Raw genomic sequence first — 21,043 nt, forward strand, 5'->3', positions numbered from 1 at the left:
GTCACCACTTCCGGAGCCCGGCGAACTTGCGCCGGGCACCGATCGCCTGCTTGAGCACTCGCTTTTCGAGCTCCGCCGGGGGCAGCCGGGTTACGCGCGTGAGCTGCAGTTCGGCGGCGACAGCGAGCAGGGTCTCCCGGTCGAAGCGCTGCTGGCGCAGGTAGGTGGCTCCGTCTTCCTCGGTCTCGAGTTCTCGCAGGTGCGCGGCGACGGTGACCACGTCGACGTCAGGTGCCGGCCTTTCGTCCTTCTCGGGGGCTTCGATCTCAGGGCTTTCGTCGACCGGTGTGATCGGCGCGGCCTCGGCTGCTTTCGGGGTGGTGTGGCCCGCCAGCAAGGCTATGAGCTTGGCCTTCGCGAGGCCGCTGTAGCCGGGCACACCCATCGACACGGCCACTTCGCGGAGCTGTTTGACCAGCAGTTTGGCCGAGTTCAGGTAGATCCGCCGCTCGCTCTCCGTCGGCAGTGCCGACAGGTCGCGAGCCACCTGCTGGGGGTCGGAAGAAGGGGTCAGGGGCTTGGCTGCCGAAGGTGCGGGAGCCACTTCGGCACCGATAACAGCCAGCTGTGCTGTACCGCCGGCGATCGCCTGCAGCGTGGTCTCGTCCTGCTGCGCCAGGAACTCGTACAGCCGGGCCTGCAGGGTTACGAAGCTCTTCAGGTCGCTCATCGGTTCTCACCCGGCTTCAACCCGAGCGCGCCCAGTACCTCGTCGGCCAGCTGGTCGAACTCCCGGACCACCTCGTCGCGGCCGGCGGCCCGCAACATCGCCGGTACACCGTTCTCGCCGGCGTCCCCGAAGTGGCGAGGGCTGTTGCGGATCTTGCTGTCCAGGACGGGAACCTGCGAGTTCAGCCGCACCTCCTCGATGTAGTTGTGCTGGGCGAGAACGACCTGCTGTGAATAGATCTGCACCATGGTGAAGACCACGCCCAGGATGCCGGGGTCGATCGAACGGTGCCGCTGGTCGCCGCCCTTGTGCTGGACGTAGTCGTTGAACTGCTCCACCAGCGAGGTCAGATTGCCGACCAGGTAGTCGAGACCCAGCGTCGACAGGTAGTCCGCTTTGGCCGGCACGAGGATCTGCTCACTGGCGACGATCGCGGTCTTCGTGACGAGGCCGAAGTTCGGCGCGCAGTCGATGAGCACCAGGTCGTACGCGGTGAACTGGTGGTTGCCGGCGAGTGCCCGTCGCAGGCAACCGTGCAGGTCGAGGAACTTCCGCTTCGACCCCTCGAGCGTGGTGGCGCCGCCGAGCCGGGCGGCGAGTTCGAGGTCGATGTCGATGAGGCCGAGGTGCGAAGAGATCAGGTCGACGCAGCCGCCGGTGTCGCCGAGGACCGAGTTGACCCGCTCCGGCGTGACGACGAGGTCGGCGAGGGACGTCTCCCGTCCGGGCAGTTCGTCTTCGTACCACCGTTTGATCGTGCGGCCGGTGTCCTTGAGCTGGTGGTGCCACTCGTCGATCGAGTAGAACGAGAAGGTCAAGTTGGTCTGCGGATCCAGGTCGATGAGGAGAACTCTCAAGCCGCGACTCGCCGCCACCGCACCGAGGTTCGCGGTGAGCGTCGTCTTGCCGACGCCGCCCTTGTAGTTCATGACCGCCACGACCCGCATACGCGTCTCCCTCTCCCCGGCCTGACGATCGATTGTCGTAGCCCGGCGTCCGCATCGACGAGAGCCGAGTGCGCACTGTCCATAAAGTGTCAACAATGTGGCTGCTCAGCGGCGGGCCTTCATCCAGAGGACGACGTCCAGGCAGCGCAGCAGGGTGATGTCCTCGATGCCGCCCGCCTCCGTGCGTAGCTCCGCCACCGCCGATGCCCGCGTCGGGTCCGTGTGGAACCAGCTCCACAGGCAGTTCCACGGGCTCGTGGGTGCCTTGAGGATGGCCTTCACGCGGCTGTCGTACACCGGGGTCAGGCCGGGGCGCTTGCGGGCCAGGAGCTTGGACGCCGTCACCGGGCGGTGCTTGCCGCCGCATTGGCGGAACAGTTCCCACAGGCTGTGGGCCGGTGCGCCCGGCTCGTAGGCCGACCACGGGGCCGAATGCATGGGGATGTCCGCCGGGATCTGTTCCAGCAGCTCGCGGATCTGGTGGGCGTACGTCATGGTCGTGTCGATCGCGACTTCGGCGAGGCTCGTGATGCTGAGGAAGTTCAGCGCCAGGACGTCGGCTTCGGTCACCGTGTTGGCCACCGATGGGCCGTCGCCGCCGCCGGCGAAACGCTCGAACCAGCGGCCGGTGTAGCGGCGCTGGTCGAAGTAGCGACGCAGCGCCGCCACCGACTCCTCGCGGTGCTCGCCGCGGACGCACGCGTCCAGGACGTGGTGCTGGTGGGCGTAGTCGATCATCGAGCGCTCCCCTCTCGCCGAATGAGGGTCGCGCTCGTGAGCTTCGTCGTTACTGGAGCGCTTTCAGCCAGTTTCCCACCACGCCGAAGTACGTCGGGGCGTTCGGGGCGTAGTTGATCGCGTGGCCGTAGCCGTTGAGGATGTACGTCTGCAGCTGCGATGTTCCGAAGAACGGCGCCTCGGACGCTCGCAACGCCTGCGGGGACGAACAATCGCTTCCCAGGAGGCCGCAGAAGTTCGGGTCGTTGCCGACCACCAGCAGGACCGGGGCCGTGATCTGCTGAGACGCTGGGGTGATCACCGTGGTCAGCGTCAGGCTGTCCACCGCCTCCGTTGCCGCGAACACGTCCTTTGTGGACTCGTCGTAGGCGATCGCCGCGGCGTCGTACGGGCCCGGTGTGTGGAAGGCCGCGTAGCGGGTGCCCGGGTCGGTCGTCAGGTAGCCCGCGTCGCGGCCGGGGACCGCCGGGTCCAAGGGAGCCGGGATCATCTGGGCCAGCGTCGGAACCACGCTGACCAGGTTCATCCGGTGCGTCATCCCGGTGACGAGCACGCCGTCGACGTCGCGGTAGCGGCCCGCCTCGATCATCGCCATCGCCGAGCCGATCGAGTGGCCGCCGATGACCACCTTCGCGAACCGCGGGCGCACCGACTGGACCACCGCGTGCGCCGCCGTCGCCTGGACCGACGCGCTCAGCAACGCGCTCAACGGTTTCGAGCTCTGCCCGGTGCCGAGGCGGTCGAGGGCGAGCGTCGCGATCCCCGCCTGGTTCACCGCCAGGCGGAACGACCGGGTCGCCGGCGTGTAGCCGATGTCCCAATAGGACGCGTTGTACGTGCCGCCGGGGATCAGGACCACCACCGTCGACGCGCCGGCCGGGGTGCACAGGCGGCCGTGCATCGTCTGCGGCAGGAGCGCCACCGTGACCGGGACGTACAGGTCGTCGCAGGTTACCGCCGCCTGGGCCGGCGCGGGCACGAACAGCGTGGCCGCGAACAGCACGAGGACAGCACAAAAACGGCGTAGCACGGGGAAAGACCTCCAACTAGCGACGGGGGACGACCGTCATCGGCAGGTTGTCCGGGTAGGCGGCGGAGGTGAATTTCACGCGCACCGGCCGGCCCTGGATCGGGACCAGCCGCCAGCGCGCGGCCACCGTCGCCACCGTGATGACGATTTCGTTCTGGGCGAAGCGGTTTCCGATGCACTGCCGCCCGCCGGCGCCGAACGGGACGAACGCGCCCTTGGGCAGGTGCGCCATCCGTTCGGGGGTCCAGCGATCGGGGTCGAACCGGTCCGGGTCGGGGTAGGACGCGGGATCGTGGTGCAGGGCGTGCGGGCTGACGATCACCTCGGCGCCCGCGGGGATCCGCGTGCCGCCGAGGTCGACCTCTTCGAGCGTGCGGCGCATCAGCATCCAGAGCGAGTAGCAGCGCAGCACCTCGTCGATCACCTGCCGGACGTAGGTCAGCCGGGGGATGTCGTCGACGGTGACCGGACGGCCGCCCAGCGCCTCGTCGACTTCGGCGTGCACGCGCGCCTCGATGTCCGGGTGCCGGCCGAGTTCGTGGAACGTCCAGGACAGCGCGAGCGCGGTCGTCTCGATGCCGCCGGTGAGCAGCGTGAGCACCTCGTCGCGGGCCTGCTCGTCGGTCATGCCGGCCAGCAGGAGCGTCGAAAGCAGGTCGCCGCGGTCGACGCTCTCGGTGCGCCAGTCGCGGATGACCTCGACGACGATTTCCCGCATGCGCTCGATCGCCTCGTCGAACCGCCGGTTGCCGGGTATCGGCAGGTTTTCGACGAACTTCGGGGACAACGCGCGAATCATTCCCTGCTGGATGATGAGGTAAATGGACCGGCGGGCTTCGTCGACCGCCGCTTTCCCGATTTCCGTGGAGAACAGGGCCTCGCCGACGATCGTCACGGCGAGCTCCTGCAGGTCTTCGTCGAGCGGCCGCACTTCGCCCGCCTGCCACGAATCGCTCAGCTCGGTCGCCGCGCGCCGCATGGTCTCGGCGTACGCGGCCAGGCGGTCGCGGTGGAACGCCGGCTGCATCAGGCGCCGCTGCCGGAGGTGGAAGTCGCCGTTCGAAAGCACCAAGCCGTTGCCGACGAACGGCTTGAACTTGTCGAACATAACGCCCTTGCGGAACTTCGGCCCCGCCGTGACCAGCACTTCGTGGGCCAGTCGCGGACTGGTGACGAAGTAAGCGGGCATCGGGCCGAGGTGGAGTTTGACGATTTCCCCGTGTTCGTGCAGGGAATCGGTGAATGCGGAGCGTTGCCGCAGCAGTGCCGGAGTGTGCCCGAGAAAAGGCCACCGGCCGGGGGCCACCGGGACGCTCATGCGGACTCCTTGTTACGCCATTGTGTGGATTTCCCAAGGCGACGGCCTACGGTAGGCGCGTCCGGTCGAACAAGACAGTGCCCGATCGGGTGGTATGGGCTCACGCAGATGGCGCAGTGGACGTGCCACGCGGAATCGCTAAGCTCTTTCGCACCGAAACTTCGCTGAGAAGGTGTTCTCCGTGACACGATCGCCGGAATGGGTTCCGCCGGGTGTTGATATCTCCGTGCCCAGCATGGCGCGCACTTACGACTTCATGCTGGGCGGCGGGCACAACTTCGCCGTCGATCGCGCGGTGGGGGAACAGATCGAACACGCGATGCCCGGGCTGCGCGACGCGGCGCGCGTGAACCGCGCGTTTCTCGGCCGCGCGGTGCGGTACCTGACCGGCCAGGGGATCCGGCAGTTCCTCGACATCGGCTCCGGTATTCCCACGGTGGCGAACGTGCACGAGGTCGCCCAGGCCGAAAGCCCGGACTGCCGGGTGGTGTACGTCGATCGCGACCCGGTGGCGGTCGCCCACAGCGAACTGATGCTGGCCGGCAACGATCGTGCAGCGATTGTGCAGGCCGATATGCGGGACCCCGAAAAGATTTTCGATGCACCATCGGTGCGCGGTTTACTCGACTTCGATAAACCGGTCGGACTGCTGATGTTGTTGATGTTGCATTGGGTTCCCGACGAATCCGATCCGCTCGACCTCGTCGCGCGCTACAGTTCGGTATTGGCGCCGGGAAGTTTTCTCGCGATCACCCACGTGACCGGCGACCACCAAGGTGAAAATCTCGGAGAAGCGACCGAATTGATCAAGGAAAGCCGGAGTCCCGATCAGGTGACGCTGCGAACGCACGACCAGGTGTCCCGGCTGTTCACCGGTTTCGAAATCATCGAACCGGGGCTGGTCGGCTGCGGCGAATGGCGGCCGGCCGGGCCGGCGGACATCGCCGCCGCGGCCGAGATGAACATGCTCGTCTACGCCGGAATCGGCCGAAAGAGCTGAGCGGACGCCGCGAAATGCCGATGATCGAAAAACTGCCGGAGCACCCGGCGAACGCCGACCCGGAACGCGGGCGGACCGTGCTCGCCCGGAAATGGGCGTACCTGCTCAGCGGCGTGACCGTCGTTTCGCTGAGCCGGGAGCTGCTCGACGGAGAACTGCGGGGAATGCTCGACACGCTGGTCGAGTCGTTGAGCGGTACGTCCGCGGACACGGCGCCGGCCGAACGGATCGGCGCGCGGCTGGTCGGGCTCGGCTACGTCGGCGAGCCGGGATTGCGGTGCACCCTGGAAGTCCTCGGGAAGGGCCTGCCGCGGCTGCCCGAACTGCAGCCGGTGGACCGCTTCGCCGAACGGATCGTGCTGGCGCTGGGCGCGGTCTCCTGCGGCTTTCTGACGGCGCACGAGCGCAGCGTCCTCGACCAGCAGGAGATCATGCACCTCTCGCTGCTCAAGGCGGTGCGAGACGCGCAATGGAACCTCAAGCAGAGTGAAGCGCGCTTCGACGAGGTGGTGACGTCGTCCGCGAGCGGCGTCGCGCTGGTCGCGCTCGACGGCCGGATCGTGCGGGCGAACGCCGCGCTGGCCGAGATGCTCGGGCACCCGGCGGGCGAGCTGACCGGGACGCGGCTGGCCGACCACGTGCACCCGGAGACCGCCGAGGTCCTCCGCGAGGAGCTGGCGGTGCTGGCCGACGGCGGCCGCGACCGGATCCGGCTCTCCCAGCGGCTGCTGCGCAAGGATGGTGACGTCGCCCGCATTTCGCTCACCGCGTCGCTGCTGCGGGACGCCGAAGACCGGCCCGCCCACTTCGTCTTCGTGGTGGAGGACGGCACCGAGCTGATGCTGCTGCAGGGTGAGCTGAGCCGCCAGGCCCTGCACGACGTGCTGACCGGCCTGCCGAACCGCCAGTACTTCGGCACCCACCTCGAGGCGGCGCTGCGGCGCGCCGACCCGGAGTACGGCGTCACCCTCTTCCACGTCGACCTCGACTCGTTCGGCATGGTCTGCAACAGCCTCGGCACCCGCGTCGGCGAGCAGCTGCTGGTGCACTTCGCCCAGCGGCTCAAAGCCGTCATGGCCCGCGAGCGGTCCATGATCGCGCGGTTCCACGCCGACGAGTTCGGCATCCTCGTCGAGAACTCGGCGAAGACGCCGGACATCGACTCCATCGTGCGCGCGATCAACGACGAGCTCGCCGAGCCGTTCTTCGTCGACGGCCACGGGCTCGCGCTGTCGGCCAGCGCGGGCGTGGTGCACCGGCCGGCGAAGGGCATCGACCCGGCGCAGCTGCTGCGCGCGGCCGACCAGACGCTGCGGCGGGCCAAGGCGCACCGGCGCGGTCAGTGGAAGATGTTCGACCAGGACGCCGACGCCCAGGACCGGCGGACGCAGGCGCTGGCCGTCGGCATGGCCGGCGCCTGGGAGAACGGCGAGATCGGGGTGCGCTACCGGCCGCTGACCCGGCTGGCCGACGGCGAGGTCGCCGGGTTCGAGGCCCGCCTGCACTGGGACCGGCCGGACGGGCGGCCGCTGGCGCACGAACGCTGCGCGGAGCTCGCCGAGTCGACCGGGTTCGTGCTGCCGCTCGGGAACTGGCTGCTGCGCGCGGCCGGCAGTCAGGGTGAATGGTGGCGGCAGCGCGCGGGTTCCCGGCTGCCGGTGGTCGCCGGGCTCACCGGGAGCCAGGTGACCGACGAAGCCCTCGGCACGCGCGTGACGCGGCTGCTCGCGGACACCGGCCTGCCGCCGGAACAGCTGACGCTCGGCGTCCCGGTCGGCGCGCTGCCGGTGTCCGGCGTCCGCGAGAACGTCACGACGATCGCCGGTCTCGGGGTCCGCGTCATGCTCGACGAGTTCGGGCTCGGGCCGGGTGACCTGCGGGCGGTCGAGGACCTGCCGGTCGACATCGTCCGCGTCGACCGGCGGCTGGCGGAGTGGCAGGCGCGCTCGGAGTCGACGTTCCTGGGCGCGCTGGTGCCGCTGGTCCGCCAGGTCGGCGCCACGCTCGTCGTCGACGGGATCCGCACCGAAGACCAGGCGAGCTGGTGGAGCACGGCCGGCGCGGACCTGGGCACGGGCGACTACTTCGGGGTCGCGAGGCCGCCGGGTGAGCTCGCCGGCGCCTTCGCCTGAGCCGGCCGGCGCGTCAGGCCGACCGCGGCCAGCACGATCACCATGCCGCCGACGACCCTCGGCGTCAGCGGTTCGCCGAGGACGAGCGCGCCGAGGGCGACCGACACCACCGGGAGCAGGTAGCCGACGGTCGCGGCGGCCGTCGGGCCTTCGTCGGTGAGGACCCGGTAGTTGAGGTAGAAGGTGATGCCGGTCCCGAAGACGCCGAGGATCGTCACCGCCACGACCGCGGTCAGGTTCAGGTGCGGGGCCTCGCCGGACGCGGGGAGGGCCCCCGCGGTCAACGCCGTCGCCGTCATCAGCTGGGCGGCCGAGAGCGCGAGCGGTGCGCCGGCGGGCGGCAGTTTCCGGGCCATGTAAGCGAACGCGATCGCGTAGCTGAGGCCGGCACCGAGCAGGGCGAGCGCGCCGCCGCTCAGCAGGCCCGCCTGCTGCCACGGCGCGAAGATCACCAGCACGCCGGCGAAGCCGAGGCCCAGCCCGAGCAACCGGGCCGGGCCGAGGCGGCGGTCCGTGCCGAGCGCGACGCCGATCAGCAGTGACCACAACGGCGTCGTGGCGTTCATGACGCCCGCGACGCCGGAGTCCACCGTGCGTTCGCCGATGCCGAAGAGCGCGAACGGCAGGGCGTTGCAGAAGAACGCGGCGACGACCAGCCGGCCCCACGTCCGCCGGTCGCGCGGCAGGCGCTGGCCGGTCGCGAAGGCCATGGCCAGCAGCGTCAACGCGCCGAGCGCGCAGCGGATCAGCGTGAGGTGGACGGGGCTCAGCCCGGTCAGGGCCAGCTTGATCCACAGGAAGCCCGAGCCCCACAGCAGGGCCAGAACGGCGATACGCACCCATCCAGTCACGCTCTCCACCGTGCCGAAAGTGATCTGTCAGGACAAGTGAAGAGTTCTGGAGGGATCTTTAAGGTCTGCTACAGCTTCGGTGCGCCAGAGCCGGTCGCCGAACAGGGCCAGCGCCGCGGGCAGCAGCACGCCACGCACGAGCGTCGCGTCGAGCAGGATCGCGACCGCCATGCCGAGTCCGAGCATCTTGTACTCGATCGCCGCGAGGCTCAGGAAGATGCTGAACACGCCGGTCATGATCAGCGCGGCGCTCGTCACGACGCCGGAGCTGCGCGCGGTGCCTTCGACGATCGCTGTTCGCGCGTCACTGCCTGCCCGCCGTCGTTCGCGGATCCGGCTGAGGATGAAGACGTGGTAGTCGGTGCTCAGCCCGAACAGCAGCACGCACAGGAACATCGGCAGCCAGCCCAGCACGCCGCCGTAGGGCGTGAAACCCAGGAGCGGTGCGAGAAAGCCGTCTTGGAACACGAGCGTGAGCACGCCGTAGGCGGCGCCGACCGAGAGCAGGTTGAGCAGGATCGACACCGCCGGCACCGCGACCGAGCGGAACACGACCAGCAGCAGCACGAACGCGAGCAGCAGGATGAACCCGAAGACGTACGGCGCCCGCGCGAGCACCTGCGCGGTGAAGTCGTGGGCCTCCGCGGTCCGGCCCGCGACGGCGAAGTGGACGCCGTCCAGACGGCCGATCGTCTGGGGCAGCAGGGTTTCCCGCAACGTCGTCAACGTCCGGTCGGCTGCTTCGTCGTTCCCGGTGCCGCCGAGCGGGATCCGCACGACGAGCGCGTCGTCCACCGGAACCACGACCGTCGGTTTCGGCGTCCCGGCGGTGAGTTCGCCGATCGCCCGGCGGACCGCGGGGGTGTCGGCCGGGCCCCGGTCGCTCCAGAGCACGACGTGCGCCGGCATCGTCACCCCGGGAAACGCTTCCTGGACGCGCGCGGCCGCGTCGATCACCGGGATCGTGCGCGGCAGGCTCTCGGTCAGCGCCGGGTCCTGCAGCCGGATGCCGGCTGCGGGAAGCGCGAGCAACACCAGCAGCCCGGCGGCGATCCCGGTCCACAGCTTCGGCCGCCGCGTCACGATCGAGGCGACGCCGGCCCAGAACCGCGAGCGCGTGCCACGCTTGCCCAGCAACGGGATCCGGAGACGGTCGACGCGCGTGCCGAGCAGCGAGAGCGTCGCGGGAAGGACGGTCACCGACGCCAGCACGGCGAGGCCGACGACGAGGATCGTGCTCACGGTCAGGCCGCGGAGGTTGTCGAGCCCGGTGAACAGCAGCCCGGTCACGCACAGCGCCACGGTCAGTCCCGACACGACGATCACGTGCCCGGACGTTCGAGCGGCGATCCGGATCGACTCGTCGACGCCGTGCGCGCGTTCCTCCCGCACGCGGCGGAGGAAGAACAGCGAGTAGTCGACGCCGACGGCCATGCCGATCAGCAAGGTCATCGAGGAAGTGGCACTGTTGACGGGAATCACATTGTCCACTGCGGACAGAAGCCCGAACGTCGCGAGCACCGTGGTGCCCGCGAGCAGGACCGGGATCGCCGCCGCGACGAGCGAGCCGAACACGGCCAGCAGGATCAGCAGGGTGAGCGGCAGCGAGCGCGTCTCGGACCGCCCGATGTCCTCCTTGATGCTCTTGTCGACCGCGCCGGACACGCTGAGGTCGCCGGCCTGCGCGAGCCGGGCGTCCGGGTGGCGGGCGGCCACCGCGTCGACGGCCGCGGTCGCCGTCGCGAGGTTCGGCTTGACTTCCGGGCCGGTACCGAGGATCCGGAAGGTGACCAGGCCGGACCGGCCGCCGGCGGAGACCTGGGCCGGGTCGTCGAGCGGGGAGCGGATGTCGGCGACCGCGCCGGACGCCGACAACGTCGTCACCAAATCGGCGACGGCTGGAGAATCCCGTGGTACCAGGACGTTCTCCCAGAACGGTTCGCGCGTGGATTGCCGGTCGAGGACGGTTTGGCCGGTTCCGGCGTCGCCGGCCGGGCTCGACCGCGCGTCGGTGCCGGGGGCGAACGTGCCGATGACCCACGCGAGCGCGACGAGCACCAGCCAGCCGAAGATCGCCGCGGCACGGTGGCGCGTCGACCAGTGCGCGACGCGTTCGACCACGGGCGTGGTTGCGGGCAGCATGAACTAAAGTCCTTCCGTGAAGGAGTGATCCGATGAGAGCTCGCCCTCGGGCGAGTGGGTGCTTCTTCTTCCTGGGCCGCCGAGTTGCCGCTCGGCGGTCCAGGGCCTCAGGTCAGTCGACCTCCTTGAGCACGTGCTCGATGGACCGCAGGCGGTCCTGGACGTCGCGGAGCTGCCGTTCGGTCTCCTCTTGGGATCGCACGGCTTTCTCGGCGAGGCTCCGGTATTCGTCCTCGCGGGCGAGCGCGGCCTTCGCGCGCCAGGTCGAGGCGAGCTGCACGATCGCGATCGACAGCACGACGGTGATCAGGACGAAGACCCCGGTCACGCCGATGATCTCCTGCCACTGGTGCCAGTTCATGTCCGTCCCTCCTGGCCGTCCCCCTGGACGGATTCCGGTGTGGTCAGTGTCGGCACGGCGGCCGCGATGGTTTCCGGCGTCAGCACGACGGAGAACGGCGTGAGTTCGTAGAACCGCAGTGTTTTGCCGTCTTCGCCGACTTCGAAGCTGGCCTCGACCAGGCCCGCGGCTTCGAGCTTGCGCAGGTGGACCTGCAGCAGCGCGCGGCTGATCCGCAGCTCACGCGCGAGCTTGCTGACGTAGGTGCGTTCGACGCGCAGGGCGGCGACGATCCGCAGCCGGTGCGGGTTGCCGAGGGCGCCCAGCTGCCGCAGGAGCTCGTCGCCCGTGGTCCACATGCCAACAAAAGTTAGCAGGTGGTGAGGTGAGGGGGTATCGGGGTGATCCCTGAGGCTTAGCGCAGGGCCTTCTGGCGCCGGGTCAACGCGGACGGGTCGAGGTTCGCCCGCGTGCCGGCGTCGTGGCCGTCGAGGTAGCCGCTGCCGGACAGCCGCCGGGGTGCGGCCGAGCGCAGGTCGCCGTACTCGGAGTCGAACGCGTGCTGCACCAGCTGTGCTCGGTCGCGGACCACCAGCTCCGCCGACCGCGCGCCCGGTGCCGCCGTGCGGACCGCTTCCTGCTCCGCGTGGGACAGCCGCTCGTGCACCGCGCGGGCGAACCCGTGCAGCCACGTGCGGCGGTAGGCGGCGAGGGACTCGCCGGGGAAGAAACCGTCCGGTCGGACGCGCGTCAGCTGCGTGCTCGCCTGCAGCAGCAAGCTGGTGAACAGCAGCTCGACCCGGCCGAGGTCGGAGCGGTAGCCGAACACGGTGACGCTGTCGACCTTCTGGCCGAACCGGTGCAGCAGCGTCCGGCAGCGCAGCGGGTAGGCGACCGAGGTCAGCAGGCTCGCCTTGTCACGGCTGTAAGGATCGTTCATCGGGATCTTCAGCGTGCCGATCTCGTCCGAGCTCGCCCCGGACGCGGCCAGCATCGCCTGGTCGATCCCGTAGCGCGCGACCAGCTCGGCGGCCTTCGTGTTGTAGGCCTCGGCCTCCGCCTCGGTGACCGCCGGGTCCTCGGCCTTGGCCAGCAGCTTGCGGATGCGCTCGAGCTGCGGGTCTGACTCGGTCATGGAGGCAGGGTATTCGATCAGGTGTTCGGACGCGCGCACCGGGTGCGCGTGTCGCCCGGCGACACCAGCCCGGTTTCGTACGCCACGACCACCGCCTGCGCCCGGCTCGAGATGCCCAGCTTCGCCATCAGGCGGTTGAGGTGCGTCTTCACCGTCGCCTCGCTGACGCCCAGCTCGGCCGCGATGGCGCCGTTCGTCGCGCCCGTGCCGACGGACCGCAGCACCTGCCGCTCGCGGTCGGTCAGTCCCGGCAGCTCCGGTGCGGTGGCGGGCGCCGCCGCGGTGAACGCCTCCACCAGCCGGCGGGTGATCGTCGGGCCGAACAGCATGTCGCCGCGGGCGGCCGCGTGGATGCCCCGCGACCAGCGTCGCCGGCGGGCTGTCCTTGAGCAGGAAGCCCGACGCGCCGGCGCGCAACGCCGCGTAGACGTACTCGTCGAGGTCGAACACCGTCAGCATGATCACGCTGGGCCGCGGCGACGCCGACGCGAGGATCCGCTCGGTCGCCCGGACGCCGTCCAGCGCGGGCAGCCGGATATCCATCAGGACGACGTCGGGACGCAGTGCCGCCGCCTTCGAGACGGCTTCGAGGCCGTCGCTTGCTTCGCCGATGACGTCGATGCCCGGCACCGCGCCGAGCAGTGCGGCGAATCCGGCGCGGACGAGGTCCTGGTCGTCGACCACCAGCACGCTGGTCACTCGGGCTCCTGCGGTTCGGGCGACGGGCGGCCGGGGTAGGGCAGGGTCAGCACGACGGCGAACCCGGCCGGGTCACGGGGACCGATCTCGATCACGCCACCGTACATCCGGGCGCGTTCGCGCATGCCGACCAGCCCGTGCCCGGCCGGGTTCGGCACGACCGCGCGCCCGCCCGCGTCCGTCACGCTGAGCACCAGCTCGGCCGGCCGGTACTCGAGCGCCAGCGAAGCCGGGGAACCGGCGTGCTTGAGCACGTTCGTCAGCGCCTCCTGCGCGACGCGGAACGCGCACAGCTGCTGGCCCGGCGGCAGTGGACGCGGCGAGCCGGTGATGGTCACCTCGACCGGGATCCCGGCGTCGCGGACCCGCGCGGCGAGCGCGTCCAGGTCGGCGAGCCCGGGCTGCGGCCGGTACTCCGCCGGCACGTGCTGCGGCGGGCGAAGGACGCTCAGGAGGCGTCGCAGCTCGTCGAGCGCTTCGGTCGTCGTGCCGGTGATCGTGTCCAGCGCCGTCCGCGCGGTGTCCGGCGCCGACTCGAAGACGTACCGCGCGAGGTTGGCCTGCACCGCGATCACCGAAAGGTGGTGCGAGACGACGTCGTGCAGCTCGTGCGCGATCCGGACGCGTTCCTCGGCGAGGGTCTCCTCGGCGTCGCGCAGGCGGTGGCCGCGCACGTAGGCGGCGCGCCCGATCGCCGCGATCCCGGTGGCGAGCAGCAGCGCCAGGAGCGAGTCGCCGACCGGGGAGACCGGGCTGCCGAACAGCATCGACGTCTCGTAGGCGGCCAGGCCGAGGACCGTCACGAGCAGCGCGTCCCGGTACCGGCAGTGCGCCCACACCGTGTACGCGGCCACGACCACGCTGAGCTGGCCGAGCTGCGACCGGAAGCCGAGGCCGTAGAACAGTCCCATCAGGACGACGCACGCCACCAGCGCCGGGATCGGGAACCGCCGGCGCAGCGCGAGGGGCAGCGCGCTCACGGCGGCGAGGACCAGGCCGAGCGGCCGCGCGTGGTCGCCGAAGTGCCCGCCGAGGTCGGTCGCGCCGATGAGCTGGTACGCCGCGACGACGACCGCGAGCACGGTGTCGGCGAGCAGCGGCCGCGCGCGAAGGAGTCCCGGCACGCTGCGAAGCTACCTGGTCGATCTTTCGCGGTAGGCGGACCCCGAGGAGTACCGCCAAGGTTTACCCAGCACTGCGTCGCCGGTTGCTTCCGCTGCGTGGTCACTCATCGCTAACCTCGCCCGGCTCGGTGGAGAGGGGGTCCCAACCCAAGGCAAGGGGGAGGGCTTTGGTGCGCCCTCTTCGCCGGGCGCTCAGTAGCGGTGTGCCCGCGGTGATGTCGGGCGCTCAGTTCAGGTACGCGTCGAGCGTGACGGCCAGCGCCGACTCCGGCGACGGCGCGAAGCTCGCCCCGGCCAGCCCGCCCCACAGCCACAGCTGCGCGAGGCCGTGCAACGCCGCCCACAGTGACGCCGCGACCAGCCGCAGGTCGGCGCCCGACCGCGCGATCGGCGTCGGCACCGCCGCCACCAGCACGGCGAAGGTGTCGAACACCGCGCTCGCCGCCGCCGACAGCGCCGGGTCGTCCGCGTCGACCAGGTCGCGGCGGAACATCAGCTCGAACATCGCCGGGTTGGTCAGCGCGAAGTCCAGGTAGCTGTGACAGGCGGCGGTCAGCCGCTCCCGCGGCGAGTTCCCCGGCAGCGTCTCCCGGCGGGAGAGTAGGTCGGCGTACCCGCGCGTCGCCACGGCGGACAGCAGTTCGGCGCGGCCGGAGAAGTGCCGCAGCGGGGCGCCGTGCGACACGCCGGCGGCCTTCGCGATCCCGCGCAGCGTCACCGCGTCGACGCCTTCGCCGGCCAGCAGCTCGGACGCGGTGTCGATCAGGCGTTGCCGGGTGCCCATGCCTCGTCCCGGGTCATGGGGAGCAGGTCCGGGCGCTTCGGGAAGAAGCCGTCGCCGGGCTGGCGGCCGATCATCCGGTTGCGCGTGCGCGTCACGGCGACCGGCAGGACCTCGCGCAGCAGCCAGTGCGCGTCGGCACGCCAGCCGGCCGGGGCCGCGACGCCGGGCAGCGGATCGAGCCACGCCGGATCGTGGCTGACACCGAGCAGGCCGAGGACGTAGGCGGCGAGCCGGCGGTGGCCGTGCGCGGAGAGGTGGAGCCGGTCGGCGCCGAAGTACCGCGAGTCGGTGACGGCCTGGTCGGGCCAGAGGTCGATGAGCAGTGCGCCGTAGCTGACGGCGGCCTCGCGGATGGCTTCGTTGAGCGCGACGATCCGCGGCCGCATCCGGTGCCCGAGCGGCATCCGGTGGGAGATGTCGCTTAGGGTGAAGGTGACGACGACCGGCGAGATCTCGGTGCAGGCCCGGATGGCGGCGTCGACCCGCCGGGCGACGGTCCGCGCGTCCCAGCCGCGGCTCATGACGTCGTTGCCGCCGCCGAAGAGCGCGACGAGGTCGGGCTCGAGCCGGGTGGCGGCGGGGACCTGCTCGGGGACGATCTGGTCGAGTCGCCGGCCGCGGACGGCCAGGTTGGCGTACCGGAAGCCGGGCTCGTCCTGGGCGAGCCGGGCGGCGACGAAGTCCGCCCAGCCCCGGTAGGCCCGCTGGTCCGGGTACGGGTCGTCGAGACCTTCGGCGCAGCTGTCGCCGAGGACGACGAAACGGTGGTAGTTCATTCCGATCTCCGTAACCCGTGGTTCACCTTGTAGACACTGTCTATCAAACTTGTGTAGACGCTGTCTACATCGGGTCGTCACAATCCGGCGGGGCACTCCGTCGTACTGGCATGACGCACGAATCGGAAGTCAGGCAGCACATCGGCAAGATCGTCGAAGGACTGCGAGCCAAGGACCTCGACGCGCTCAGGCGGGTCTACGCCGACGACGTCGTGTCCTTCGACGTCGAGCCGCCGCTGCAGCACGTCGGGATCGACGCGAAGCTGAAGAACTGGGCCAAGGTCTTCACCCTCTTCGAAGAGGTGGACTACGAGCTGCGCGACCTCACGCTCATCCTGAGCGCCGACCTGGCCGTCGGGCACGGCTTCGGCCGGGTCAGCGGCACCCTGCGCGACGGGACGGCGGTCGACGGGATGTGGGTCCGCGCCACGTTCGTCCTGCGGAAGCGGGAGGACGGCTGGGTCATCGTCCACGACCAGGCGTCGGTGCCGTTCGACATGGCGACCGGCCGGGGCGTGACCGGCCTCGAGCCCTGACGCCTCAGGCGAGCCGGGCGCGGTGGGCCGAGACGGCGGCCCGCCGCGGGTCGGCCGCCGGGAGCGTCTTGAGCAGGGCGTCGAGCACCGCGAAGTCGTCCACCCCGCACGCCGTCTCCCAGAACGACCACAGCACGCCCGGGTCGCCGCTGTTCAACGCCACCTGACGCACTTGGGCCGTGAGGGACTCGCGCTCTTCGCGGATCGCGGGCGCTTCCGACTCCGGCAGCAGCGGTCCGCGGAAGACGCGCAGGACGTCGGACGGCGAACCGCCGCGCAACGCCGTCCGCGCCCGGGCGAAGTCCGCGTCGACGTCGGCCGCCAGGCGGTACGGACGCGTCTGCACCACCGTCGCGCCCAGCTGGGAGCGCAGGCGGTGGATCTCCGCGCGGACCGTCACCGGGTTGCCCGTCTCGCCGTAGAGCTGCAGCGCCAGCCGTTCCGCGGAGAGGCCGTTCGGGTGCAGGGCCAGCAGCGTCAGGATTTCCGCATGGCGCAACGTCATCGGCACCTCGCGACCGTCCACTGTGGTCGAGTGCGCGCCGTCGGACAGGTAGCCGAGGCGCAGGCGGGAGCGCTGCCCGACGCCGCCGGACGCGAGCCGGAGCAGGTAGCCCTCCGCCAGGGGCTCCACCGTGGCGAGGCGGCCGTCGGGCAGGGCGACCGTCCCGCCGCCGCGCCGGACGTCCACTGTGGACGGCAGCAGGCACGCCTGGGCCGCCAGCACCCGCCCGCCGGCCGAGAGCAGGGCGCCGGGGCGTCCGCGCAGGGCTTCCAGGTGCGGCATGTTGGCACGCCGCAGTCGCTCGTCGCGGACCGCGAGGTGGGCGCGCAGCTGGCCTTCGGCGAGCTGCGCCGTGGCCGTGACCAGGGAGATCATCGCCGGGTGGACCGTGCGCAGCGGCCCGCTGACGTCGATGGAGCCGAGCAGGACGCCGGTCTCGGGGTCGCGCACGGGCGCCGCCGCGCACGTCCACGTGTGGTAGCGCCGGACCAGGTGCTCGGCCGAGTAGATCTGCACCGGTTCGCCGGTGGCCAGGGCCGTGCCCATGGCGTTCGTGCCGATCGCCGCCTCGCTCCAGCGCGTGCCTTCGGTGAGGCCGACGCGGTCGCCGCGCAGGAGCTGGGCCGTTTCGCCCTCGCGCCACAGGATCAGGCCGTCGGCGTCGGTCACGATCATCACGTGCTCGGCGTCGTCGGCGATGCTCACCAGCATCTGCCGCAGCACCGGCAGTACCGGCGCCAGCGGATGGGCTTCACGGAGCGAAGCGAGGGCGTCGGTGTCGAAGACGAACGGCGCCTCGCCCTCGTCCGGGTCGACGCGCGCGGCGAGCGAGCGGTTCCACGAGTCGGAGACGACCGAGCGTGGCGACCGGGGCCCGGGAACGCCCTGGAGCACCGCTTCGCGGACGTGCTCCAGCAGCCGCGCGTACGACTCGGGGTCGCGCAGCAGCTCCGGTTCGGGCGCCTCTGCCACGTCCACCAGCGTAGAGAGCCAGCTCACAGGCTTGCAACGCGCGTGCAACGTTGCCCGGCTTACGTTCGCCGCCACCAGCACACCGTCACTCCGAGCAACGAGGCAGGGAAGATGGTCCAGTACGCCGCACCGAACACCGAAGGCAGTGTCGTCAGCTTCGAATCACGCTACGACCACTACATCGGCGGCGAGTACGTCCCGCCGGCCGGCGGCCAGTACTTCGAGAACCCGACCCCCGTCACCGGGAAGACCTTCTGCGAGATCGCCCGCGGCACCGCCCCCGACGTCGAGAAGGCACTGGACGCGGCCTGGGGCGCGGCCCCGGCCTGGGGCAAGACCTCGGCCGAGGAGCGCGCCGGGATCCTGCTCAAGATCGCCGACCGGATGGAGCAGAACCTCGAGAAGATCGCGGTCGCCGAGGCCTGGGAGAACGGCAAGGCCGTCCGCGAGACGCTCGCCGCCGACATCCCGCTGGCCATCGATCACTTCCGCTACTTCGCCGGCGCCCTGCGCGCCCAGGAGGGCGGCATCTCGCAGATCGACGAGAACACCGTCGCCTACCACTTCCACGAGCCCCTCGGCGTGGTCGCGCAGATCATCCCGTGGAACTTCCCGATCCTGATGGCGGTCTGGAAGCTGGCCCCGGCGCTGGCCGCGGGCAACGCGATCGTGCTCAAGCCGGCCGAGCAGACCCCGGCGTCGATCCACGTGCTGCTCTCGATCATCGGCGACCTCATCCCGCCGGGCGTGCTCAACATCGTCAACGGCTTCGGCGTCGAGGCCGGCAAGCCGCTGGCGTCGAGCAGCCGCGTGCGCAAGGTCGCCTTCACCGGCGAGACCACGACCGGCCGGCTGATCCTGCAGTACGCCAGCGAGAACATCATCCCGGTGACCGTCGAGCTGGGCGGCAAGAGCCCGAACATCTTCTTCGACGACGTCGCCGCGCGGAACGACGATTTCTACAACAAGGCGCAGGAGGGCTTCGCGCTCTTCGCGCTGAACCAGGGCGAGGTCTGCACCTGCCCGTCGCGGGCGCTGATCCAGTCGGGCATCTACGACAAGTTCCTCGGCGACGGCGTCGAGCGCGTCCGCAAGATCAAGCAGGGCAACCCGCTCGACACCGACACGATGATCGGCGCCCAGGCCTCGAACGACCAGCTCGAGAAGATCCTGTCCTACATCGACATCGGCAAGCAGGAAGGCGCCGAGATCCTCACCGGCGGCGTCCGCAGCGACCTCGGCGGCGACCTGTCCGGCGGCTACTACGTCGAGCCGACCGTGTTCGCCGGTGACAACAAGATGCGGATCTTCCAGGAGGAGATCTTCGGCCCGGTCGTGTCGGTGGCGAAGTTCGACGACTACGCCGACGCGGTCAAGATCGCCAACGACACGCTGTACGGCCTCGGCGCCGGCGTCTGGTCGCGGGACGGCAACACCGCCTACCGCGCGGGCCGCGACATCCAGGCCGGCCGCGTCTGGGTGAACAACTACCACGCCTACCCGGCGCACGCGGCCTTCGGCGGCTACAAGGCGTCCGGCATCGGCCGCGAGAACCACAAGATGATGCTGGACCACTACCAGCAGACGAAGAACATGCTCGTCTCCTACTCCGACCAGGCGCTCGGATTCTTCTGATGACCGAGCGCGTAGACCTGACACCGGCTGCCGCGGACCTCCTGCGGCAGCTGGTGTCACTCCACGGGCCGGTGATGTTCCACCAGTCCGGCGGGTGCTGCGACGGCAGTGCCCCGATGTGTTACCCGGACGGCGAGTTCAAGACCGGCGCGTCGGACGTGCACCTCGGCTCGCTGGAGGTCGAGGGCATCGCCGACGTGCCGGTCTGGATGTCCGGGCCGCAGTTCGAGTACTGGAAGCACACGCACCTGACGATCGACGTCGTGCCGGGTCGCGGGAGCGGATTTTCCCTGGAGGCGCCCGAAGGCGTGCGCTTCCTGATCCGCTCCCGGCTGCTCACCGACGAAGAGTCGGCGGCGCTGAACTGAAGGAGTCGAACAACGCCGTGGCGAGCACCAGCCCTTCTCGGGCGATCGAGGAGAGCAGGTGCTCGTCCGGCGCGTGCTGTTTGCACCCCGGGTAGGAGTGCGGCAGCCACAGCGTCGCCAGCCCGAGCACGTCGGTGAAGACGTGGTTGGGCAGGCCGCCGCCGAAGCTGGGCAGCAGCGCGACCGGCTTTCCGGCCTTGGCCAGTGCTTCGCGGGCCCAGGCCACCCACGGGTCTTCGGCCGGCGTGCGGCTGGCTTTGAAGCTGGCTTCGGTAGTCACCTCGATCATCGGGAACCCTTGCGCGGCAAGGTGTTCGCGGATGGCGGGCGCGACGCGTTCGACGTCGGTGCCCGCGACGTACCGCAGCTGCAGCACCGCGCGGGCGCGGCCGGGGATGGCGTTGACCGGGCGGTCGGCGTTCCCGGCGTCGAGGGCCAGCACCTCCAGGGTGTTCCAGCCGTAGAGCCGCTCGGCGGGGCTCAGCCGTTGATCGCCCCAGCTTTCGTCCGGCGCGTCGACGACGACGTCGGCCAGCGCTTCGCGGACGGACTCCGGCAGCTCCGGCGGCAGCAGCGCGGGCACCTGGATGCGGCCGTGGCCGTCGACGAGGCTCGCGATCGCCGCGGCCAGCGTCGTGGCCGGGTTGCGCAGGATGCCGCCCCAGTTGCCGGAGTGGGCGCCGCCCGGGCGCAGGTCGACGTCCAGGTCGATCCGGATTCCGCCACGAGCGCCGAGGAACAGCGTCGGCGTCGCCGCGTCGAGGCGCGGGCCGTCGGAGGCGATCAGGACGTCGGCCGCCAGCAGGTCCCGCTCCTGCTCGGCGAACTCGGTGAGCCCGGGTGAGCCGATCTCCTCGCCGGTCTCGAAGAGGAACTTCAGGTTGAAGCCGAGCTTGCCGCGCGCTTCGAGGAGGAGCCGCAACGCCGTCAGGTTGATCAGGTGCTGGCCCTTGTTGTCGGCGGTGCCGCGGCCGTACCAGCGGTCGCCGTCCGCGGTCAGCGTCCACGGGGCCAGTCCGTCGCTCCACTCGCCGGCTTCCCCGACGACGTCGGCGTGGCCGTAGCAGAGCAGCGTCGGGACGTCTTCTCCTTCCGTGCGGACTCCGACCAGGAACGGGCCGCCCGCCGGGTCGGGGTTGGGGTGCTGGGTGACGGCGCAGCCGAGCGCGGTCAACGCGGGCGTCAGGACCTCGTCGAGGTAGGCCTGGATCGCGGCGCGGCCTTCGGGTGCGTCGCTGACCGTGGGGTAGGCGACGAGCCGGGCCAGTTCGGTGAAGAAGGCGCCGGAGTCGACGTGGGCGCGGGCCTGGTCGAGAAGCTCCATGATCGCCACTCTAGAGG

The 21,043-nt window shown here is 70.5% G+C and carries 20 protein-coding genes and 1 pseudogene; 5 read left to right on the plus strand and 16 right to left on the minus strand.

The features are described from left to right. Position 1: 1 nt before the first annotated feature. The 5 genes from ACZ7OU_RS12050 to ACZ7OU_RS12070 form a co-directional block, all read right to left on the minus strand. Entirely contained in the window at positions 2–670 is a 669-nt protein-coding gene (locus ACZ7OU_RS12050; RefSeq protein ID WP_470255073.1) for a hypothetical protein, read from the minus strand. Then, a complete protein-coding gene (locus ACZ7OU_RS12055; RefSeq protein WP_470255074.1) occupies positions 667–1,617 on the minus strand; it encodes a ParA family protein in 951 nt (316 codons plus the stop codon). The genes ACZ7OU_RS12050 and ACZ7OU_RS12055 overlap by 4 nt, the downstream gene beginning before the upstream one ends. A 105-nt stretch (positions 1,618–1,722) precedes the next feature. Then, a complete protein-coding gene (locus tag ACZ7OU_RS12060) occupies positions 1,723–2,355 on the minus strand; it encodes a DUF6308 family protein (protein ID WP_470255075.1) in 633 nt (210 codons plus the stop codon). 49 nt (positions 2,356–2,404) lie between these two features. Next, positions 2,405–3,358: an alpha/beta fold hydrolase gene (locus tag ACZ7OU_RS12065; RefSeq protein ID WP_470255076.1), complete on the minus strand. Its 954-nt coding sequence runs from the start codon at positions 3,356–3,358 to the stop codon at positions 2,405–2,407. A 43-nt stretch (positions 3,359–3,401) separates the two neighbouring features. Next, on the minus strand, positions 3,402–4,703 hold the full coding sequence (locus ACZ7OU_RS12070) for a cytochrome P450 (protein WP_470255077.1): 1,302 nt from the start codon (positions 4,701–4,703) through the stop codon (positions 3,402–3,404). Between the two features lie 181 nt (positions 4,704–4,884). Here ACZ7OU_RS12070 and ACZ7OU_RS12075 point away from each other — a divergent pair, with 181 nt between their 5' ends. Both ACZ7OU_RS12075 and ACZ7OU_RS12080 read left to right on the plus strand, forming a co-directional pair. After that, complete coding sequence (locus tag ACZ7OU_RS12075) at positions 4,885–5,703, plus strand: SAM-dependent methyltransferase (RefSeq protein ID WP_470241928.1); 819 nt, start codon at positions 4,885–4,887, stop codon at positions 5,701–5,703. A gap of 14 nt (positions 5,704–5,717) precedes the next feature. Beyond that, complete coding sequence (locus ACZ7OU_RS12080) at positions 5,718–7,835, plus strand: putative bifunctional diguanylate cyclase/phosphodiesterase (RefSeq protein ID WP_470255078.1); 2,118 nt, start codon at positions 5,718–5,720, stop codon at positions 7,833–7,835. Here ACZ7OU_RS12080 and ACZ7OU_RS12085 read toward each other — a convergent pair. The 9 genes and pseudogenes from ACZ7OU_RS12085 to ACZ7OU_RS12125 all read right to left on the minus strand — a co-directional run bounded on the left by ACZ7OU_RS12085 (position 7,784) and on the right by ACZ7OU_RS12125 (position 15,686). Next, positions 7,784–8,674 carry a DMT family transporter gene (locus ACZ7OU_RS12085; RefSeq protein ID WP_470255079.1) on the minus strand — a complete coding sequence of 297 codons (891 nt, stop codon included), beginning with the start codon at positions 8,672–8,674 and terminating at the stop codon, positions 7,784–7,786. The two genes, ACZ7OU_RS12080 and ACZ7OU_RS12085, sit on opposite strands and share 52 nt — an antisense overlap. Before the next feature lie 39 nt (positions 8,675–8,713). Then, positions 8,714–10,828, minus strand: coding sequence for an MMPL family transporter (locus tag ACZ7OU_RS12090; RefSeq protein ID WP_470255080.1), 2,115 nt, complete (start codon positions 10,826–10,828; stop codon positions 8,714–8,716). A gap of 112 nt (positions 10,829–10,940) precedes the next feature. Then, positions 10,941–11,189 carry a hypothetical protein gene (locus ACZ7OU_RS12095; protein ID WP_470241924.1) on the minus strand — a complete coding sequence of 83 codons (249 nt, stop codon included), beginning with the start codon at positions 11,187–11,189 and terminating at the stop codon, positions 10,941–10,943. After that, positions 11,186–11,527: an ArsR/SmtB family transcription factor gene (locus ACZ7OU_RS12100; RefSeq protein ID WP_470241923.1), complete on the minus strand. Its 342-nt coding sequence runs from the start codon at positions 11,525–11,527 to the stop codon at positions 11,186–11,188. The genes ACZ7OU_RS12095 and ACZ7OU_RS12100 overlap by 4 nt, the downstream gene beginning before the upstream one ends. A 56-nt stretch (positions 11,528–11,583) precedes the next feature. Next, positions 11,584–12,303, minus strand: a complete 720-nt coding sequence (locus tag ACZ7OU_RS12105; protein WP_470255081.1) for a DUF2786 domain-containing protein — start codon at positions 12,301–12,303, stop codon at positions 11,584–11,586. A gap of 17 nt (positions 12,304–12,320) precedes the next feature. Next, positions 12,321–13,002 (minus strand): annotated as a pseudogene (locus ACZ7OU_RS12110) (response regulator). Beyond that, positions 12,999–14,126 (minus strand): sensor histidine kinase, encoded by a 1,128-nt coding sequence (locus tag ACZ7OU_RS12115; RefSeq protein WP_470255082.1) that lies wholly within the window; start codon positions 14,124–14,126, stop codon positions 12,999–13,001. Before ACZ7OU_RS12115 ends, ACZ7OU_RS12110 begins: the two are co-directional and overlap by 4 nt. A gap of 226 nt (positions 14,127–14,352) precedes the next feature. Continuing rightward, a complete protein-coding gene (locus ACZ7OU_RS12120) occupies positions 14,353–14,910 on the minus strand; it encodes a TetR/AcrR family transcriptional regulator (RefSeq protein WP_470255083.1) in 558 nt (185 codons plus the stop codon). Next, entirely contained in the window at positions 14,889–15,686 is a 798-nt protein-coding gene (locus ACZ7OU_RS12125) for an SGNH/GDSL hydrolase family protein (protein WP_470255084.1), read from the minus strand. The genes ACZ7OU_RS12120 and ACZ7OU_RS12125 overlap by 22 nt, the downstream gene beginning before the upstream one ends. A gap of 110 nt (positions 15,687–15,796) precedes the next feature. On the opposite strand from ACZ7OU_RS12125, the gene ACZ7OU_RS12130 reads away from it, so the two are divergent. Further along, positions 15,797–16,222: a YybH family protein gene (locus ACZ7OU_RS12130; protein WP_470255085.1), complete on the plus strand. Its 426-nt coding sequence runs from the start codon at positions 15,797–15,799 to the stop codon at positions 16,220–16,222. Positions 16,223–16,226: 4 nt separating this feature from the next. Here the strand turns inward: ACZ7OU_RS12130 and ACZ7OU_RS12135 are convergent, their stop codons facing one another. Beyond that, entirely contained in the window at positions 16,227–17,699 is a 1,473-nt protein-coding gene (locus ACZ7OU_RS12135) for a helix-turn-helix domain-containing protein (RefSeq protein WP_470241916.1), read from the minus strand. A gap of 111 nt (positions 17,700–17,810) precedes the next feature. Here ACZ7OU_RS12135 and exaC point away from each other — a divergent pair, with 111 nt between their 5' ends. Both exaC and ACZ7OU_RS12145 read left to right on the plus strand, forming a co-directional pair. Then, entirely contained in the window at positions 17,811–19,334 is a 1,524-nt protein-coding gene (gene exaC / locus ACZ7OU_RS12140) for an acetaldehyde dehydrogenase ExaC (protein WP_470241915.1), read from the plus strand. Continuing rightward, positions 19,334–19,702, plus strand: coding sequence for a DUF779 domain-containing protein (locus ACZ7OU_RS12145; RefSeq protein WP_470255086.1), 369 nt, complete (start codon positions 19,334–19,336; stop codon positions 19,700–19,702). The genes exaC and ACZ7OU_RS12145 overlap by 1 nt, the downstream gene beginning before the upstream one ends. Here ACZ7OU_RS12145 and ACZ7OU_RS12150 read toward each other — a convergent pair. Continuing rightward, entirely contained in the window at positions 19,671–21,026 is a 1,356-nt protein-coding gene (locus ACZ7OU_RS12150; RefSeq protein WP_470255087.1) for a M20 family metallopeptidase, read from the minus strand. The genes ACZ7OU_RS12145 and ACZ7OU_RS12150 overlap by 32 nt on opposite strands. Positions 21,027–21,043: the final 17 nt, after the last annotated feature.

It is taken from the genome of Amycolatopsis sp. NPDC114505 (genome assembly GCF_055633615.1).

What these genes read in the sequence shown, in the direction of transcription:
- ACZ7OU_RS12080 (WP_470255078.1), top strand. Translation starts at nt 5,718, where the DNA reads ATGCCGATGATCGAAAAACTGCCGGAGCACCCGGCGAACGCCGACCCG.
- ACZ7OU_RS12095 (WP_470241924.1), bottom strand. Translation starts at nt 11,189, where the DNA reads ATGAACTGGCACCAGTGGCAGGAGATCATCGGCGTGACCGGGGTCTTC.
- ACZ7OU_RS12050 (WP_470255073.1), bottom strand. Translation starts at nt 670, where the DNA reads ATGAGCGACCTGAAGAGCTTCGTAACCCTGCAGGCCCGGCTGTACGAG.
- ACZ7OU_RS12070 (WP_470255077.1), bottom strand. Translation starts at nt 4,703, where the DNA reads ATGAGCGTCCCGGTGGCCCCCGGCCGGTGGCCTTTTCTCGGGCACACT.
- ACZ7OU_RS12105 (WP_470255081.1), bottom strand. Translation starts at nt 12,303, where the DNA reads ATGACCGAGTCAGACCCGCAGCTCGAGCGCATCCGCAAGCTGCTGGCC.
- ACZ7OU_RS12150 (WP_470255087.1), bottom strand. Translation starts at nt 21,026, where the DNA reads ATGGAGCTTCTCGACCAGGCCCGCGCCCACGTCGACTCCGGCGCCTTC.
- ACZ7OU_RS12145 (WP_470255086.1), top strand. Translation starts at nt 19,334, where the DNA reads ATGACCGAGCGCGTAGACCTGACACCGGCTGCCGCGGACCTCCTGCGG.
- ACZ7OU_RS12130 (WP_470255085.1), top strand. Translation starts at nt 15,797, where the DNA reads ATGACGCACGAATCGGAAGTCAGGCAGCACATCGGCAAGATCGTCGAA.
- exaC (WP_470241915.1), top strand. Translation starts at nt 17,811, where the DNA reads ATGGTCCAGTACGCCGCACCGAACACCGAAGGCAGTGTCGTCAGCTTC.
- ACZ7OU_RS12090 (WP_470255080.1), bottom strand. Translation starts at nt 10,828, where the DNA reads ATGCTGCCCGCAACCACGCCCGTGGTCGAACGCGTCGCGCACTGGTCG.
- ACZ7OU_RS12055 (WP_470255074.1), bottom strand. Translation starts at nt 1,617, where the DNA reads ATGCGGGTCGTGGCGGTCATGAACTACAAGGGCGGCGTCGGCAAGACG.
- ACZ7OU_RS12125 (WP_470255084.1), bottom strand. Translation starts at nt 15,686, where the DNA reads ATGAACTACCACCGTTTCGTCGTCCTCGGCGACAGCTGCGCCGAAGGT.
- ACZ7OU_RS12100 (WP_470241923.1), bottom strand. Translation starts at nt 11,527, where the DNA reads ATGTGGACCACGGGCGACGAGCTCCTGCGGCAGCTGGGCGCCCTCGGC.
- ACZ7OU_RS12060 (WP_470255075.1), bottom strand. Translation starts at nt 2,355, where the DNA reads ATGATCGACTACGCCCACCAGCACCACGTCCTGGACGCGTGCGTCCGC.
- ACZ7OU_RS12120 (WP_470255083.1), bottom strand. Translation starts at nt 14,910, where the DNA reads ATGGGCACCCGGCAACGCCTGATCGACACCGCGTCCGAGCTGCTGGCC.